A 17,932-nucleotide genomic window follows, 5' to 3' on the forward strand; every position below is an offset into this window, starting at 1 on the left:
TATTCGTTCAGCGGTATCCCAGTGCAGGTTTCTACAAAATCAGCCCTCAGTGTAGCGATAAACACGCTAACAACGACCGCGATCAATGGCCACCAGCGCGAGATCGGAATGCCCGATCCGATCTTTCTGAAATGCCGTTCTTCCTCTGTCAGACTGCGTCGCCTCATACGCGTTTTTCGCATTGGATCGTGATGGCGGCAATGGGGTCGATTGCTGAACGGCAGCAATTTTCTCGAAGGCTGGCTAAGCCGACATACCGTTTTCGGGATCGAACATTGGCCCCGCTCACGGCTGCTAGTGGGTGGTTAGCTGCCGTTCGTTTCAAAGCTAGTCGAGGTGTCGCCAAGCCAACGAAGTGTCCCGAACGCATCTGCTCGCGCTCGCTCTCTCGTGTCAAATAATCCTGAGACGTGCGTAGGTGCCCAATAGGACTGGGCGGCAACATCGCGTTCACCGCCATCCTCATCGACCCAGTAAATCTCCCTTTCAAACGTTTCCTCCTCGTAGAGGAAAAGACCATCCAATCGCCGTAGGAGTTGCCACCGCTTAAAGCCGTCCTGACTTGCGGCGGTCTCAACAATCTGGTGCACATCATTCATAATGGGATGTTCGCACGCGCTGAGAATGTCCGCAACTGGGCACTTTCTGCTAAAAGGCTGATGACCGCTTCGGGGTCGATAGTTGAAAGGCAGGAATTTTTCGCGACCGGGGCAAAGCCGACATGCGGCTTTCGGGATCGCGCACAGGCTCGGCTCACGGCCGCTGCTGTTTGCGGCGTCACGAGAGAGATGACGATGCGACCACTCGAAGAGTCAGCAGCACACCGTCATCATGGGCCTCGGCGCACCCCAAGCCAGTTTACAGCTGAACGGCAAACATTTGAAATCATTCGAGCCAAAAACGCGCCAGTTTACAGCAAAAACCGCAGATTTCCGCCATTGCTGGAAGCTTGGGAAGCTTCTGCTCGCAATCGTAGCGTCCTTACGCTCTGAGGGCGGGGGTCACTTTGGGGGTCGGCAGCCACAATACTTTTTCATATACATTTTCAATCAAGCACTTACCTAAAGGGTGTGTCTCCTCTTCTGGGCACCATTTGTTCGACTGCCTTCGGCGTTGGCCGGCCGGTTAGAGGCCTGCCGCGCTTCTCAGGCGGGTCTGCGCTTCGTTCTCGCCGATTAGGATTAGCAATTCGCCCATGTCGGGGCCGTGGCCCATGCCGGTCAGCGCCTGACGCAGCGGCAGGAACAACGCGCGGCCCTTTCGGCCCGTGCTTTGCTTCAGCGCTCCGGTAAGTGTCGACCAGGGATCCCCATTCCACTGAAGTAACGCCGCTGCCTCCGCGAGATAGGCGCGGTCTTCTTCGGAGAATGCCGGTTGGGCGATCGGACCGGTCACCAGCTGCCACCACTCCGCAGCCTCGCCTACGTGTGACAAGTTGGGGCGGATTGCGTGCCAACCGGCTTCGTCCATACCCTCGGGCAAGCGCGCCCTCACCGCTTCGAACGGCAGTTGGTGGACAATTGCGGCATTGAGGCGGTCGAGGTCGTGCTCGTCGAACTTCGCAGGTGCGCGACCGAAGGTTGCAAGATCGAAATTGGCTACCAGCAGGGCACGGTCGGCAATCGGTTCGACAGGCTGCGAAGTTCCCAGCCGGGCCAGCAATGCGATGATGGCTTCAGGTTCAATGCCGCGGTCGCGGAAGGCATCGCAGCCGAGCGATCCGAGACGCTTCGACAGTTTTCCTTCCCGGCCCACCAGCAATGCCTCGTGCGCGAAAGCCGGCACCGTTTTTCCTGCATTTTCTGTTGCAGCAAAGCCTGCAGCAAAAAGTGCGGTAAAGATCTGAAATTGAACAGCTGTGTTCGAAACATGGTCCTCACCGCGAAGCACTTGGGTGACACCCATATCGATATCGTCCACTGCGCTCGGCATCATGTAGAGCCATGACCCGTCGGCCCGACGGATGACGGGATCGGACAACTGCGCGGGATCGAATTTCTGGACGCCGCGAATGCCGTCGTTCCAGGTAATCGGCTCCTTATGGTCAAGCATGAAGCGCCAGTGAGGCGCGATGCCTTCAACCTCTTTCTGCGAACGCTCTTGATCATCAAGCTTCAGCGCCGCGCGGTCGTAGATCGGCGGCAGACCGCGTCCGAGCTGGATCTTGCGCTTCACCTCCAGTTCCTGTGCGCTTTCGTAGCAGGGGTATATTCGCCCGGCATCCTTGAGGGCTTCGAAAGCGGCTTCGTACCGCTCAAGACGCGCAGACTGACGCTCTTCCCGATCCCAATCGAGGCCGAGCCAGGACAGATCGGCACGGATCGCTTCGACATACTCCTCGCGGCTACGAGTCGCATCGGTATCGTCGATACGAAGGATGAAGCTGCCACCGGCCTGACGCGCCAACATCCAGTTGTGGAGCGCGGTGCGGATATTGCCGACATGCAGACGGCCGGTGGGCGACGGAGCGAAGCGCGTGATGGTCATGACGGCGAGCGGTAGAGGCCTGCGCGCCCGCCCGCAAGCAGGCTCACGCTGCGCGCATTTCAGCTGCGGCGAGCGCAAGCGCGCCTTGCCACATTCGGGTCATCCGTTCGGGACGGACAAGACCCGTCAGGAGGTTCTCGAAACCAACGCGGTCGCCGCAGGCAGCGGCATCGACAAAGCCGCCGATGGTCGCTTCGTCATGGCTCATCAACCGGCAGCAGAAACGGCTGACGTGGATGTTCTCGGGCCAACTCGCGGAGATCGTCTGCGCAAGGATCAGCGCCTTTGCCGCAACCTCGACACTTCCAAGCCGGGCCGCCAGCTCGGGCACGGGATCACGACCGACGCGCTCGTGCAGAGCAATCATCCGCAGGGCATGAACAAAACGACCTCCGATAGGACCGAGGGCCTCCACCCGCGGTGGGGTAGCCAATGCAGCGATGGTTTTCTGCGCGGTGGCGGACGGGGGACGATTACCGGACATGAAACCTCGCTGCTGCTGCCTGCTATAGTGACAGCAGGCATATTATTTATGCGAGTGATTTGCAATAGCACTTCTCGGTAATCACGGGCGCGAAAAACCCCGCCGGAGCGCAATCTCCGGCGGGGTCTTCGATGGTTTCGCAGATGTGCGCGGGCGCGGGTTTTACTCTTCGCCTGCGTCCTCAACGTCAGCCGCAGGTGTCGAGGCAGCCATCGCAGCCATCGCGGCCTTCATCTTCTCTTCCGAACCGATCGCGTCCGCTTCCGGTTCGACTTCGCGCTGGCCCGAAGCGGCAAGCGCTTCCTGCTGCTTTTTCCAAGCGGCCTTGAGCGCGGCGTCGCGGCTGTTGGCGGTGACGCGCAGGCGGTTCATGCCCGCACCGGTACCGGCGGGGATCAGACGGCCAACGATCACGTTTTCCTTCAGACCGATCAGCGTATCCTTCTTCCCTTCAACCGCCGCCTGCGTCAGCACCCGGGTGGTTTCCTGGAACGAGGCCGCCGAAATAAACGAGCGGGTCTGGAGCGAGGCCTTGGTAATGCCAAGCAACACAGGGTTGCCTTCCGCGGGCTGCTTGCCCTTGGCCAGCTTGGCGTTGATCTCCAGCATCTCGGCCAGATCGACCTGCTCACCCGGCAGCAGGGTGGTATCCCCGCCATCGGTGATCTCGACCTTCTGCAGCATCTGGCGAACGATCACCTCGATGTGCTTGTCGTTGATCTTCACGCCCTGCAAGCGGTAGACTTCCTGGATCTCGTTGACGAGATATTCGGCCAGCGCTTCCACGCCCAACACTTCGAGGATGTCGTGCGGGTTGGGCGAACCGGAAATCAGGGTGTCACCCTTCTTCACGTAGTCGCCTTCCTGCACGTCGATCACCTTGGTCTTGGGGATCAGGTACTCGACGGCTTCGCCCTCCTCGGGGATGATCGCGATCTTGCGCTTTGCCTTGTATTCGCGGACGAATTCGATCCGGCCGGAAATCTTGGCAATGATCGCGTTGTCCTTCGGCAGACGCGCCTCGAACAGTTCGGCCACACGCGGCAGACCCCCGGTGATGTCGCGGGTCTTGGCGGCTTCGCGGCTCGCACGGGCAAGAATGTCGCCCGCCTCGACCGTCTGGCCATCCTCGACCGACAAGGTGGTGCCGGGTGCGAGCATATAGCGCGCCGCTTCCGTTTCGCCGCTGCCTTCTGCCAGAAGGGTGAGCCGCGGACGCAGGTCTTCCTTCTTCTTGCGGCCGGTGGCGCGATTCTCGGTCACCACGCGCTGCGCAATGCCGGTGGCATCATCGACCGCCTCTTCGAGCGTGATGCCCTCGGCGAGATCCTGATACTTCACGACACCCGACTGTTCGGTGATGATCGGAAGAGTGAACGGATCCCACTCGGCGAGACGGTCGCCGACCTTCACCTGATCACCATCCTTGAACATCAGCACCGTACCATAGGGCACCTTGTGCATCTCGCGCTCACGCCCTTCGGCGTCGATCACCGCGATTTCGCCGTTGCGGGCAAGCGAAAGGATGCGGCCCTTCTTGTCGGTGATGGTCGGCATGTCGCGCAGTTCGACACGGCCGTCCGAGATCGCCTCGAGGTGGCTGGTCTCGTTAAGCTGCGCCGCGCCGCCGATGTGGAAGGTCCGCATCGTCAGCTGGGTGCCCGGCTCACCGATCGACTGCGCCGCGATGACGCCCACCGCTTCGCCGATGTTCACCGGCGTACCCCGCGCCAGATCGCGCCCGTAGCAAGTCGCGCAAACGCCCTGCTCGGCTTCGCAGATCAGCGGCGAACGGATCTTGGCGGACTGCACTTCGGCCGCTTCGATTTCCTTGACCATCGCTTCGTCCAGAAGCGTACCGGCCGGGACGATCACTTCACCGGTGGCGGCGTTGATGATGTCTTCGGCAACGGTGCGGCCGAGAATGCGCTCGCCGAGCGAGGCGATAACCGAACCGCCCTGCACGATGGCACGCATTTCCAGCGCGTTCTGGGTGCCGCAATCTTCCTCGACGATGACGCAATCCTGCGACACGTCGACCAGACGGCGGGTGAGGTAGCCCGAGTTCGCGGTCTTCAGCGCGGTATCCGCGAGGCCCTTACGAGCGCCGTGGGTCGAGTTGAAGTATTCAAGAACGGTCAGGCCTTCCTTGAAGTTCGAGATGATCGGGGTCTCGATGATCTCGCCCGACGGCTTGGCCATCAGGCCGCGCATCCCGGCGAGCTGCTTCATCTGCGCCGGGCTACCACGGGCGCCCGAGTGGCTCATCATGTAGATCGAGTTGATCTGGGCTTCCTTGCCCGTCTCCGGATCGATCGGGGTCGCCTTGATCTCGGCCATCATCGCGTCAGCGACCATATCGCCGCACTTCGACCAGGCGTCGATCACCTTGTTGTACTTTTCCTGCTGGGTGATGAGACCGTCCTGGTACTGCTGCTCGTAACCGGCAACCAGTTCCTTGGTTTCCTCGACCAGCTTTTCCTTCGCGTCGGGGATGATCATATCATCCTTGCCGAAGGAGATGCCTGCCTTGAACGCATGGCGGAAGCCCAGCGCCATGATGGCGTCGGCGAACAGCACCGTGTCCTTCTGGCCGGTGTGGCGATAGACCTGATCGATCACGTCGCCGATCTCACGCTTGGTAAGCAGGCGGTTGACGATGTCGAAGGGCACCTTGTGGCTCTTCGGCAGACATTCGCCGATCAGCATGCGACCCGGCGTGGTGACGAAGCGCTTCATTGCCACCTTGCCATCTTCATCGGCCTGCGGGACGCGGGCGATGATCTTGGTATGCAGCGTGACCGCCTTGGCCTCGAGCGCCTGGTGCACTTCGGCCATGTCCGAGAAGCGCGGCAGCTTCTCGACCTTGGTGCCGTCGGCTTCCTCGATGAACTCGGGCGTCTTCTCCTGCCGCTCCATCGAGAGGTAGTAGATCCCCAGAACCATGTCCTGCGAAGGCACGATGATCGGCTTGCCGTTGGCGGGCGAGAGGATGTTGTTGGTCGACATCATCAACACGCGCGCTTCGAGCTGGGCTTCCAGCGAAAGCGGCACGTGAACCGCCATCTGGTCACCGTCGAAGTCGGCGTTGAAGGCCGAGCAGACCAGCGGGTGCAGCTGGATCGCCTTGCCTTCGATCAGAACGGGTTCGAACGCCTGAATGCCCAGACGGTGAAGCGTCGGCGCGCGGTTCAGGAGAACCGGGTGCTCGCGGATCACTTCGTCGAGGATGTCCCAGACTTCCTTGCGCTCTTTTTCGACCCACTTCTTGGCCTGCTTGAGGGTCATGGAGAGACCCTTGGCATCCAGACGCGCGTAGATGAACGGCTTGAAAAGTTCGAGCGCCATCTTCTTGGGCAGGCCGCACTGGTGCAGCTTGAGCTCGGGACCGGTCACGATCACCGAACGGCCCGAATAGTCGACGCGCTTGCCGAGCAGGTTCTGACGGAAGCGACCCTGCTTGCCCTTGAGCATGTCGGACAGCGACTTCAGCGGACGCTTGTTCGCACCGGTGATGACGCGGCCACGGCGACCGTTGTCGAACAGCGCGTCAACGGCTTCCTGCAGCATGCGCTTTTCGTTGCGGACGATGATGTCCGGCGCGCGCAGTTCGATCAGGCGCTTCAGACGGTTGTTACGGTTGATCACGCGGCGATAGAGATCGTTGAGATCCGAAGTCGCAAAGCGGCCACCATCGAGCGGCACCAGCGGGCGCAGTTCGGGCGGGATCACCGGAATCACTTCAAGGATCATCCATTCGGGGCGGTTGCCCGAATCGATGAAGCTTTCGACGACCTTCAGACGCTTGATGATCTTCTTGGGCTTGAGCGCCGACTTGGTGGTCGCCAGCTCTTCCATCAGCGCGTCACGCTCGGCCTCGAGGTCGAGTTCGGCGAGCATGGTCTGCACGGCTTCCGCACCGATATTAGCGGTGAAAGCATCCTCGCCATATTCGTCCTGCGCTTCGAGCAGTTCGTCCTCGGTCAGCAGCTGGTACTTCTCGAGCGGGGTCAGACCCGGCTCGATCACCACATAGCTTTCGAAGTAGAGGATGCGCTCGAGCTGCTTCAGCTGCATATCGAGCAGCAAGCCGATGCGCGACGGCAGCGACTTCAGGAACCAGATGTGCGCGACGGGCGCGGCCAGTTCGATGTGGCCCATACGCTCACGCCGGACCTTGGTCACGGTCACTTCGACGCCGCACTTTTCGCAGACGACGCCCTTGTACTTCATGCGCTTGTACTTGCCGCACAGGCATTCGTAGTCCTTCACGGGGCCGAAGATGCGCGCGCAGAACAGGCCGTCACGCTCCGGCTTGAAGGTGCGGTAGTTAATCGTCTCGGGCTTCTTGATCTCGCCATAGGACCACGAGCGGATGCGCTCCGGCGAGGCGATGCCGATCTGAATCTGGTCGAAGGTTTCGGGCTTCGCCAGCTGGTTGGTGAATTTGGTCAGGTCGTTCATGACTGTGTTCCCTTAGGGGGATGAATTCCGATGGGCGAAGGTGGCAGGGGCGCAGAGACCCCCGCCCCTTATTCCGCTGCCTCCGCGTAGTCCGCGTCGTCCTCGTCGTCGCTGAGCGACTTCAACTCGACGTTCAGACCCAGCGAGCGCATTTCCTTGACGAGCACGTTGAAGCTCTCCGGAATGCCGGCCTCGAAGGTGTCGTCGCCCTTGACGATCGCTTCGTAGACCTTGGTGCGGCCGACCACGTCGTCGGACTTTACCGTCAGCATTTCCTGCAAGGTATAGGCCGCGCCGTAGGCCTGGAGCGCCCAGACCTCCATTTCGCCGAAGCGCTGGCCGCCGAACTGCGCCTTACCGCCCAGCGGCTGCTGGGTGACGAGCGAGTAGGGGCCGATCGAACGCGCGTGGATCTTATCGTCGACCAAGTGGTGGAGCTTCAGCATGTAGATGATGCCCACGGTCACCTTGCGGTCGAACGCCTCGCCGGTGCGGCCGTCATAGAGGACGGACTGGCCCGAGGAATCGATCCCCGCCTTGACCAGCATGTCCGACACGTCGGCTTCACGCGCACCGTCGAACACCGGGGTTCCCATCGGCACGCCGGCCGAAAGGTTGCCTGCCAGTTCGACGATGTCAGCGGTCGAGCGGCTTTCGAGGTCCTCGAAATACTGCTCGCCATAGACGTCCTTGAGGCGCTCGAGCACAGCCGCCGGCGGCGCTGCATTGGCATAATCCTCGGCAGCGTTCGGATTGGCGGCGCGCCACTCCTCTAGCTTCTCCTTAATCTCGTGGCCCAGCGCGCGTGCGGCGAAGCCGAGGTGCGTTTCGAAGATCTGCCCGACGTTCATGCGCGAGGGCACGCCCAGCGGGTTGAGCACGAGGTCAACCGGCGTCCCGTCTTCGAGGAACGGCATGTCCTCGATCGGCAGGATGCGGCTGATCACACCCTTGTTCCCGTGACGGCCGGCCATCTTGTCGCCCGGCTGAAGCTTGCGCTTCACGGCAACAAAGACCTTGACCATCTTGAGCACGCCCGGAGCGAGTTCGTCGCCACGTTCGAGCTTTTCCTTGCGGTCGTGGAACTTGGCATCGATCAGCGCGACAGCTTCGTCATACTGCGACTTCACCGCCTCGATCTGCGTCTGACGGCCATCGTCAGCCACCGCGAACTTGAACCATTCGTGGCGGTCGATTTCCTCGAGCACTTCCTCGGTGATCTCGATGCCCTTCTTCAACCCCTTGGGCGCAGCCGAAGCGATCTGGCCGATCAGCATGTCCTTGAGGCGGTTGTAGGTGGCACGGTTGAGGATATTGCGTTCGTCCGCTGCGTCCTTGCGCAGGCGTTCGATTTCCTCGTTCTGGATCGCACGAGTACGGTCGTCAATCTCGATACCGTGACGGTTGAACACGCGGACTTCCACGACGGTTCCGGCAACACCCGGCGGCAGACGAAGCGAGGTGTCGCGCACGTCGCTCGCCTTTTCGCCGAAGATCGCGCGGAGCAGCTTTTCTTCCGGGGTCATCGGCGATTCACCCTTCGGGGTGATCTTACCGACGAGGATGTCGCCCGGATGCACTTCGGCGCCGATGTAGACGATACCCGCTTCGTCGAGGTTGCGCAGCGCTTCCTCGCCGACATTGGGAATGTCGCGGGTGATGTCTTCCGGCCCGAGCTTGGTGTCGCGGGCCATCACCTCGAATTCCTCGATATGGATCGAGGTGAACACATCATCCTTCACGATGCGTTCGCTGATCAGGATCGAGTCTTCGTAGTTGTAGCCGTTCCACGGCATGAACGCGACGAGGCTGTTCTTGCCCAGCGCCAGTTCGCCCAGATCGGTCGACGGGCCGTCGGCGATGATGTCGCCAGCCTCGATCACGTCACCTACCTTCACCAGCGGACGCTGGTTGATGCAGGTGTTCTGGTTCGAACGCTGGAACTTCTGCAGCGTGTAGATGTCGACGCCGGACTGGCCGGGTTCCACATCGCCGATCGCACGGATCACGATACGGGTCGCGTCGACCTGGTCGACGATCCCGCCGCGCTTTGCAGCGATCGCAGCGCCGGAATCGCGCGCCACGGTTTCTTCCATGCCGGTGCCGACCCACGGTGCCTCGGCCTTCACAAGCGGCACCGCCTGGCGCTGCATGTTCGAACCCATCAGCGCGCGGTTGGCGTCATCGTTTTCGAGGAACGGGATCAGCGAGGCCGCGACCGAGACGAGCTGCTTGGGCGACACGTCCATCAGCGTCACGTGCTCGCGCGGCGCCATCAGGTTGTCGCCGTTGTGACGCGCCGACACCAGTTCCTCAACGAACGAGCCGTCTTCGTTAAGCTCAGCGGAAGCCTGCGCGACGGTATGCTTCTGCTCTTCCATCGCGGAGAGATAAATCACGTCCGCCGTCACCTTGCCGTCCACCACCTTGCGGTAGGGGGTTTCGATGAAGCCGTACTTGTTCACGCGGCTGAACGACGCCAGCGAGTTGATCAGACCGATGTTCGGGCCTTCCGGCGTTTCAATCGGGCAGATGCGGCCATAGTGCGTCGGGTGAACGTCGCGGACTTCGAAGCCGGCGCGCTCGCGGGTAAGACCGCCCGGGCCAAGCGCCGAAACGCGGCGCTTGTGGGTGACTTCCGACAGCGGGTTGGTCTGGTCCATGAACTGCGAGAGCTGGCTGGAGCCGAAGAACTCGCGCACCGCGGCCACGGCGGGCTTGGCGTTGATCAGATCGTTCGGCATAACCGTCGACACGTCGACCGAGCTCATGCGCTCCTTGACGGCGCGCTCCATGCGCAGCAGGCCGACGCGGTACTGGTTTTCCAGCAGCTCACCCACCGAGCGCACGCGGCGGTTGCCGAGGTTGTCGATGTCGTCAACCTCGCCCTTGCCGTCCTTGAGGCCGACCAGTTCCTTCACCACTGCGAGAATGTCTTCCTTGCGCAGCGTGGTAATGGTGTCCTCGCATTCGAGGCCCAGACGCATATTGAGCTTCACGCGGCCCACAGCCGACAGGTCATAGCGTTCGGCATCGAAGAACAGGCCTTCGAACAGCGCTTCGGCGGTTTCCTTCGTCGGCGGTTCGCCCGGACGCATGACCTTGTAGATCGCCTCCAGACCCTCGTCGCGGTTCTCGGCCTTGTCGACCTTGAGTGTGTTGCGGATCCAAGGGCCGGTGTTGATTTCGTCGATGTCGAGCAGTTCGAGGCTGTCAATGCCGGCCTTGTCGAAGGCTTCGACATGCTCGAGCGTCACTTCGTCGCCCGCCTCGATGTAGATGCGGCCGGTGCTTTCATCGATCATGTCGCGCGCGGCATAGCGGCTGACGACTTCTTCAGTCGGCAGCAGCAATTCGGCAAGACCGTCCTTGGCAGCCTTGTTGGCGGCACGCGGGCTGATCTTGGTGCCGGCGGGGAAGACTTCCTCGCCGGTCTTGGCGTCGATCAGCGCAAAAGTCGGCTTGGCACCGCGCCACTGCTCAGCCACGAACGGGATCTTCCACCCGTCCTTCGCGCGTTCCCACACAACAGTGTTGTAGAAGTGGTGGAGGATGTCCTCTGCATCGAGGCCCAGCGCGTAAAGCAACGCAGTAACCGGCAGCTTGCGCTTACGGTCGATACGGACGTTGACGATGTCCTTGGCGTCGAACTCGAAGTCCAGCCACGAGCCGCGGTAGGGGATCACGCGCGCGGCGAACAGCAGCTTGCCCGAAGAGTGGGTCTTGCCACGGTCATGGTCGAACAACACACCCGGCGAACGGTGCATCTGCGAGACGATCACGCGCTCGGTGCCGTTGATGATGAAGGTGCCGTTCTCGGTCATGAGCGGCATGTCGCCCATGTACACGTCCTGCTCCTTGATATCGAGCACGGAGCGGGTTTCGGTTTCCTGGTCCACTTCGAACACGATGAGGCGCAGCGTCACCTTCATCGGCGCAGCATAGGTGATGCCGCGCTGACGGCACTCGGTGGTGTCGTACTTGGGCTCTTCGAGTTCGTAGTGCACGAAATCGAGTTCGGCGGTGCCGGCGAAGTCGCGGATCGGAAACACCGAGCGCAAGGTCTTCTCGAGGCCCGAGACATAGCCCGTGGTCTTGTCCGAACGCAGGAACTGCTCGTAGCTTTCGCGCTGAACCTCGATCAGGTTCGGCATCTGGACGACTTCGTGGATGTCGCCGAAGATCTTGCGGATACGCTTCTTAGCGGTGCCCTGCGCCTTGCGGCTGCGGGTGACGGGCGGCTTCGCCTTGGTTGCCATGGAGACTTGGGCCTCTTCGTTGTGCGCAGGCATGCCGATCGTGGCTGCCGCGCCGGATAAAACTGTCCTCGAGGGCGGTATTCCCGGAACGCAAAAAACGACTGCACGGGCAACACCAAACGGTGCCGCCCAGCAGCCTGTTACATACGTCCCACGGAATAACCGGGTTTCCTTCCATCTGCGCACCCCCGCGAAAGGCACGCATTGCTCGAAACCGTCGGTAGAGGGCGCATATAGGCGGCCTTGTGCTTGAGTCAATCGGCAAGCACATCGGTGGACGTGCGCGAACTATTCCCTATGTCGCGCTCGCGTGCCATTGGACGATCAGTTCCAAGGGGGCCAAGGCAAGGACAATGACCAAATCTACGGGTGCCGATGTATTCGACCGGCCGGAGATCTTCCTGTCGCTTGCCGTTTCGCTGCTCGACCAGAACAAGGTAGCGGCGGCCGAGGAGCTGATTGCCGACACGCTGGCGCGCCACCCGGGCGATCCGCTTTACGAAAACGTCGCACGCATCATCCGCACCCGCAAGCTGCCGAGCTGGCACGCCTCGATGCTGCGCGATGGGCCGCGCAATGCCGCCTATCGGGCGGCGATCGAAGCCGTCGCAGAAGACCGGGTCGTCCTCGACATCGGAACCGGCTCGGGATTGCTGGCAATGATGGCGGCCCGCGCCGGCGCGAAACGGGTAATCGCCTGCGAGGCCAATCCGCTGGTTGCCGAAACAGCGCGCCGGATAATCGCGGCCAACGGATTCGCGGATGTGATTACCATCCACGCCTGCCATTCGACCAAGCTGACGCGCGACATGATAGGCGATGCCGGGGCTGAAGTGGTGGTGTCCGAAATCTTCGCCGCCGATCTCGTCGGTGAAGGCGTGTTGCCCGCCCTCGAGCACGCACGGCAAGAACTTTGCGCACCGGACGCGTTGTTCGTTCCCGAAGCTGCCTGCCTGCGGGTTGCGCTTGTAGAACTGGCCAAAATGGAGGCCACACCGCGCATGGTCGAAGGCTTCGATCTGGGCGAATTCCTGCCGCTTTATTCGAACACCGATTTTATCGACCCTGCCAGCACGAAATTTGCCTTGCGCAGCCAGCCTGTCGATCTGGCGTTGCTGAACTGGAACATCCCCTCGCCGGTCCCGGTCACCGGTCACGCCGCCGCCAGCGTGACGGCCTCCGGCGGCACGATCAATGCCGTGGCCCAGTGGCTCAAGATCGATTTCGGTAACGGCGTGGCCTACGAGAATCCGCCTGGCGGAGATGCCGCGGCACACTGGTATCCGATCACCTATCTTCTACCGAGCTCCCTGCAAACCGAACCGGGCGAGACATTGGAGGTAGAGGCCTTCTATCACGCAGCCACCCTCCAAGTCTGGGCAAACCAAGCCAGGCAAACATCCGGCTAGGCTGCCCTACGGCGATCATTTTTCGAAAAACAACCTGCTACATATCGTTTTTCAATATTATTGATTGACGATAAGCCGAATCGGCAGTAGACGCTCCTTATCGAATACCAATATGTCGATTAAAGGAGAACGATATGACCCGCTATGCCAACCATGCTTTCGCCGCCGTATTCGCCTTTGCCCTGACGCTCGGATCAATCGGCGCGATTGTCACCGTGCCCCCGGCGCAGGCAGAAGCCCTCGCCACATTTGCTCTGCCAGAAGTCGCCTGATCAGGCTTCGGCCAGACAAAAAAGCCGAGGCCCAGCCACCGCAAAAGGGTGAAGCGCAATGACCGACAAACCGAACGATATTCTTCTGCTGGCAGGCAAAGTCCTGACCATTCTCATGCAAGGCTTCATGGCCTTTGCAGCACTCACTCTAGTCATCACTGGCCCTTTGGTGGTGGTGATGTCCGACACGATCAATGCCGAAATGGTGGCTGAATACGGATCAACGGTCGCGCCGATGCCAGTATCGGCAATTCTGGGGCTTTTCGCATGTGCGCTTGTGGCGGTTGCGCTGGTCTTTTTCTTTTTCGGAAAATTGCGCGCCATCATTTCCACAGTCGCCGAGGGCGAACCGTTTCTACCCGACAATGCTGATCGATTGAACGCCATGGCGTGGCTGCTGGCAGCCCTTCAGGTCGCCAAGGTTGTGCTCGGCGCGGCGGCTGTACCGGTCGCAACGTGGGCTTCGGCGCTCAAATCTGAAGATTTGCATATCAGCACCGATTTCTCCTCCGGCTTTGACCTAACGTCGATATTGATGGTGGTCGTCCTGTTCATCCTCGCCCGCGTGTTCCGTCATGGCGCAGCGATGCGCGAAGATCTGGAAGGGACCGTGTGATGCCACCGATCAACGACGATCTCGAAGGAGCCCGCATCATGGTGAAGCTCGACGATCTGCTCTACGCCCGCCGCATGACGCTGACCGAACTGGCCGAGCGGGTCGGCCTCACCCTCGCCAACTTGTCGATCCTCAAGACCGGAAAAGCCAAGGCGATCCGGTTCTCCACCCTCGCCGCGATCTGCCGCGAGCTGGATTGCCAGCCGGGCGATCTGCTCGCCTACGAGACCGACTGACGCGGCCTCCCGGCCCGCCGCCACCCGATAGGCGGCGGGCCAACCCATTTCCTCGAAAATTACTGGAGAATGTCATGGTCCGCTGGATCACCCTTTTGTGCGCCCTGCTTCTGGGCGCATTTCAAGCCCAGGCCGCTCAAACCAGTGCCGCACCTCTGCCTGAACGCGTCCTTCTGGTTGTCAGCAGTCACGGCCGCGACGCGGGCAAAACCCAGCCCGGCTTCGAAATGGATGAATTGTCGCAAGCGTGGCTGGTACTGCGCGCCAACGGATTTGCGGTCGACATCGCCAGCCCCGCCGGCGGGCCCGTCGTCGCTGACGAGCACGATCCGGGCAAGCCTTACAACGCCGCCTTTGCTGCCGATGCCGAGGCGCAGCGCAAGCTGGCCGCCACCTTGCCACTGTCTCCGGCGATGGCCGGGCAATACAGCGCGATCATGGTGATCGGCGGCAAGGGCGCGATGTTTGATCTGCCTTTCAGCCAGGTGCTGCAATCTCTACTCAAGCAGACCGAGGCGCGCGGCGGCGTGGTCGCGGCGGTGTGTCACGGCCCGGCCGTATTCGCCCGCATCCGCAATGCCGATGGTTCGGCCTGGATTCAGGGCCGCCGTCTCACCGGCTTTACCGACGAAGAGGAAGCCTTGTTCGGCAAGACATGGGTTCCACACTTCCCGTTTCTTCTCGAAAGCGAGCTGCGCAGGCTTGGCGCCGAAGTGACCGAAGCGCCGATAATGCTGCCCCATGTTGCAATCGACGGGAGGGTGGTGACCGGCCAGAATCCCTTTTCCGTGGCCGCCGCTGCCGATGCCGTGGTCGCGGCGCTCGGAAGAACACCGCTTGCCCGCAACCTCTGGCCGGACGAACGCAGCCTTGCCCTTGTCGCGCTTACCGTTGCGGGCGATACCGCCCCCCTTGCCGCTGCGCTGGAACAGGGCAGCGCTGACATTGATGCGCCGCTGGTCGCGATCTGGGGCTATTACCGCGCGCTTCAGGCCGGGGATGATCCCGCAATGCTCGCTCCGGCGCTGAAGGTCATGGAGCTGGCCCGGCCGCATTTTCCCGAGCCCCAGCTCGATGCGGCGATGGCCGAGGCACGCGCAGTGCTGGCCCGCCAACAGCGCCCTTGACTTCCAAGCCATTTCCCCTAGAGGCCCGCGCTGACCCGCGGGCCTCGTGCCTTGTGCGGTCATCCGTCCGAGACAGTTGGTGAAGGCAATACGGCCTTCTTAATGTCCAGCCTAGACGGGGAAACGAGATTTATCGGACAGCCGCATTGCGGTCTGGCCCGAGCGTGCCTGATGGCACACCCTCCTTCCCTATCGACGGACTCGCCCGTGTTCGGAGCCTTCGCGGCACCGTGCATGGACAAACGTAGCCGGTCGCCCGGGAGAGCCATTTCCCGTGCGATCACATGTGAAGGAGTATGGCATGGATCGTTCGCAGAAAGCCGACGCGGTTGCCCAGCTCAATGCGGTCTTTAACGAGGTCAGCGTGGTGGTCGTCACCCGCAACCTCGGCATGACGGTGGCCCAGTCCACCGACCTGCGGAACAAGATGCGCGACGCTGGTGCTTCCTACAAGGTTGCGAAGAACCGTCTCGCCAAGCTCGCGCTCAAGGACACCGACTATGTCGGGCTGGATGACATGCTCACCGGCCCGGTCGGGCTGGCCTGGTCTGCTGACCCGGTCGCGGCTGCCAAGGCTGCTGTCGATTTCGCCAAGTCGAACGACAAGCTTGAAATCGTCGGCGGTTCGATGGGCGCGGTCGTGCTCGACGAAGCCGGGATCAAGGCGCTTGCCTCGATGCCGAGCCTCGACGAACTGCGCGGCAAGCTCGTGGGCCTGATCAACGCCCCGGCGACCAAGATCGCCCAGGTCGTTACCGCGCCCGCAGCCAAGGTCGCACGCGTGTTCGGCGCTTATGCCGCCAAGGACGCCGCTTAAGAGACGCTTTTCGCCAGACGAAACAATCTGGGGCGCTTTTGCCCCGCCACAATTTTGGAGTGAACCATCATGGCTGATATTGCCAAGCTTGTTGAAGAACTGTCGCAGCTGACCGTGCTTGAAGCTGCCGAACTCGCCAAGGCCCTCGAAGAAGCATGGGGCGTCAGCGCCGCTGCTGCGGTGGCTGTGGCTGCCGGTCCGGCTGCCGGCGGCGACGCCCCGGCTGCTGAAGAGCAGACCGAATTCGACGTGATCCTGACCGGCGACGGCGGCAAGAAGATCCAGGTCATCAAGGAAGTCCGTGCCATCACCGGCCTCGGTCTGACCGAAGCCAAGGCGCTGGTCGAAGGTGCCCCGAAGGCGCTCAAGGAAGGCGTCAACAAGGCGGAAGCCGAAGAGATCAAGAAGAAGATCGAAGAAGCCGGCGGCACCGTCGAGCTCAAGTAAGCCTTTCTCCGGCAACGCCGGAAAGGACAAGGAGGCGGCGCCAGCAATGGTGCCGCCTTTTTGCTGCCCAACGCTCCGACGCGGGCTGTTGCGTTAGCTTCAACACCAGCCGCCAAGGTGCGCGAAATTCAAGTGTCCTGTTAACAGACAATTCCGCTTCGCTGCGAGGAAGCTGCTTTACAGCTTGTTAATAAGGCCCAACATCGCGGCCCTACAGTAGCCGAGTCGCAACGACCGGAAAAACAAGGGGGACTAACCCCCTGCTGAACGAATTTGGTGAATGAGGGGGGAAAATGACGTTGGTCAAGGCGAGCTTGCGCGTGCCGCGGGCAAGGTCGGTTCAGGTGCAACCACCGGCACAACCGGCAACGCGGCAACTGACACCGCGCCAAGGCCCGCAGACGTCAGCGGCTGTTCCGCCAGCGACACCGGCTTCGCAAGTTCTGCGGGTGCGGCTGCGACGGGCGCACTGTCTGCCCGATCCTTCGCGGCGGTTACCGGGGACGGTGCATCTGCTTCACCAACGGCAATGGTCGATAGCGGGCGCGCCATCGACGCCGGCTCGGGAGTCCGCACCGGGAGGTCGGGCCGGAAACCATCAAGCGGAAGAGACGCTTTGGTCAAGGGGCCGGTAAAGACGGTCGGCGAGAGTTCCGTTTGCGGCAGGGACGGCCGGGAAGGCGCACTGCTCTGCCCCGCGGAGGGCGTGACGGATGGTGCTTGCGGTGCCGAAACTGCGGCGACCGCAGGCTGTTCCACCGAGGGTGCCGGAAAGGCGTTCGCGAAAGCGTGCAAAGGGCCAGCCGCCGACGATGGCGGCGCTGTGTTCAGATCGAACGCATCCGCGCCGCTCCTTGATGCCGGACGGGCGGGCAGAGCGATCAGCGGCGCAGCTTCGGGCGCGGAAAAAATCGGCAATCTTACAACCGATGCGGGTTCCCGCACCGCGGCAAGGCCAGAACGGCCATCGGGCAGATCCCCTGCGCCCACCGAAAATTCGGGCAGGGCCAGTGCGGCGACCACCATCACGGTGCCGGGCAATGCACGCGACCACAGCATGCGGCTGGGCGTCATCGGCGTTTTCGCGCGCATCCCGAACGCCTCCATCGCCCGCCCTTGCGAAAGCGAGGACAGCGAATCTCCGGGCTGTTCGGATGCTGCTTGCGACAATTGGTTAACCCCCAAGCGACCAAGTGTGGTGCAGCAAGGCGATTCGGAAAAGCAAAAACGGCGCAAAACCTAGGGTTCCACGGTTCGTTCCGATAAACCCTCCATGTCCAAAGGTTAACATCCTAGGCTACTAACTGTTCGGCA

General features: G+C 61.7%; 12 protein-coding genes. 7 read left to right on the forward strand and 5 right to left on the reverse strand.

The window, feature by feature from the left end; all coding sequences use genetic code 11:
• Nucleotides 1-1,125 precede the first annotated feature (1,125 nt).
• The 4 genes from gltX to rpoB all read right to left on the reverse strand — a co-directional run bounded on the left by gltX (nt 1,126) and on the right by rpoB (nt 11,694).
• Nucleotides 1,126-2,487, reverse strand: a complete 1,362-nt coding sequence (gene gltX / locus OIK40_RS12015) for a glutamate--tRNA ligase (RefSeq protein ID WP_273678584.1) — start codon at nt 2,485-2,487, stop codon at nt 1,126-1,128.
• Nucleotides 2,488-2,530: 43 nt separating this feature from the next.
• Nucleotides 2,531-2,854: a DNA-directed RNA polymerase subunit beta' gene (locus OIK40_RS12020; RefSeq protein WP_273678585.1), complete on the reverse strand. Its 324-nt coding sequence runs from the start codon at nt 2,852-2,854 to the stop codon at nt 2,531-2,533.
• Between the two features lie 279 nt (nt 2,855-3,133).
• Nucleotides 3,134-7,435 (reverse strand): DNA-directed RNA polymerase subunit beta', encoded by a 4,302-nt coding sequence (gene rpoC, locus OIK40_RS12025; protein ID WP_273678586.1) that lies wholly within the window; start codon nt 7,433-7,435, stop codon nt 3,134-3,136.
• A 68-nt stretch (nt 7,436-7,503) separates the two neighbouring features.
• Complete coding sequence (gene rpoB / locus OIK40_RS12030; protein WP_273678587.1) at nt 7,504-11,694, reverse strand: DNA-directed RNA polymerase subunit beta; 4,191 nt, start codon at nt 11,692-11,694, stop codon at nt 7,504-7,506.
• A gap of 353 nt (nt 11,695-12,047) precedes the next feature.
• Here rpoB and OIK40_RS12035 point away from each other — a divergent pair, with 353 nt between their 5' ends.
• The 7 genes from OIK40_RS12035 to rplL all read left to right on the forward strand — a co-directional run bounded on the left by OIK40_RS12035 (nt 12,048) and on the right by rplL (nt 16,618).
• Nucleotides 12,048-13,103: a 50S ribosomal protein L11 methyltransferase gene (locus OIK40_RS12035; protein WP_273678589.1), complete on the forward strand. Its 1,056-nt coding sequence runs from the start codon at nt 12,048-12,050 to the stop codon at nt 13,101-13,103.
• Nucleotides 13,104-13,237: 134 nt separating this feature from the next.
• Nucleotides 13,238-13,375: a hypothetical protein gene (locus tag OIK40_RS12040; protein WP_273678590.1), complete on the forward strand. Its 138-nt coding sequence runs from the start codon at nt 13,238-13,240 to the stop codon at nt 13,373-13,375.
• Nucleotides 13,376-13,433: 58 nt separating this feature from the next.
• The gene (locus OIK40_RS12045) at nt 13,434-13,991 is read left to right on the forward strand and encodes a DUF2975 domain-containing protein (RefSeq protein WP_273678591.1); all 558 of its coding nucleotides are present in this window, start codon (nt 13,434-13,436) and stop codon (nt 13,989-13,991) included.
• Complete coding sequence (locus OIK40_RS12050) at nt 13,991-14,227, forward strand: helix-turn-helix domain-containing protein (RefSeq protein WP_273678592.1); 237 nt, start codon at nt 13,991-13,993, stop codon at nt 14,225-14,227. The genes OIK40_RS12045 and OIK40_RS12050 overlap by 1 nt, the downstream gene beginning before the upstream one ends.
• Before the next feature lie 74 nt (nt 14,228-14,301).
• Nucleotides 14,302-15,354 (forward strand): type 1 glutamine amidotransferase domain-containing protein, encoded by a 1,053-nt coding sequence (locus tag OIK40_RS12055; RefSeq protein ID WP_273678593.1) that lies wholly within the window; start codon nt 14,302-14,304, stop codon nt 15,352-15,354.
• A gap of 301 nt (nt 15,355-15,655) precedes the next feature.
• A complete protein-coding gene (rplJ, locus tag OIK40_RS12060; protein ID WP_273678595.1) occupies nt 15,656-16,171 on the forward strand; it encodes a 50S ribosomal protein L10 in 516 nt (171 codons plus the stop codon).
• A 69-nt stretch (nt 16,172-16,240) separates the two neighbouring features.
• On the forward strand, nt 16,241-16,618 hold the full coding sequence (gene rplL / locus OIK40_RS12065) for a 50S ribosomal protein L7/L12 (protein WP_068864947.1): 378 nt from the start codon (nt 16,241-16,243) through the stop codon (nt 16,616-16,618).
• A 303-nt stretch (nt 16,619-16,921) separates the two neighbouring features.
• Here the strand turns inward: rplL and OIK40_RS12070 are convergent, their stop codons facing one another.
• Nucleotides 16,922-17,788, reverse strand: a complete 867-nt coding sequence (locus tag OIK40_RS12070; RefSeq protein WP_273678596.1) for a hypothetical protein — start codon at nt 17,786-17,788, stop codon at nt 16,922-16,924.
• Between the last annotated feature and the right edge of the window lie 144 nt (nt 17,789-17,932).

Source organism: Erythrobacter fulvus (genome assembly GCF_028595285.1).
Classification (GTDB): domain Bacteria; phylum Pseudomonadota; class Alphaproteobacteria; order Sphingomonadales; family Sphingomonadaceae; genus Erythrobacter; species Erythrobacter fulvus.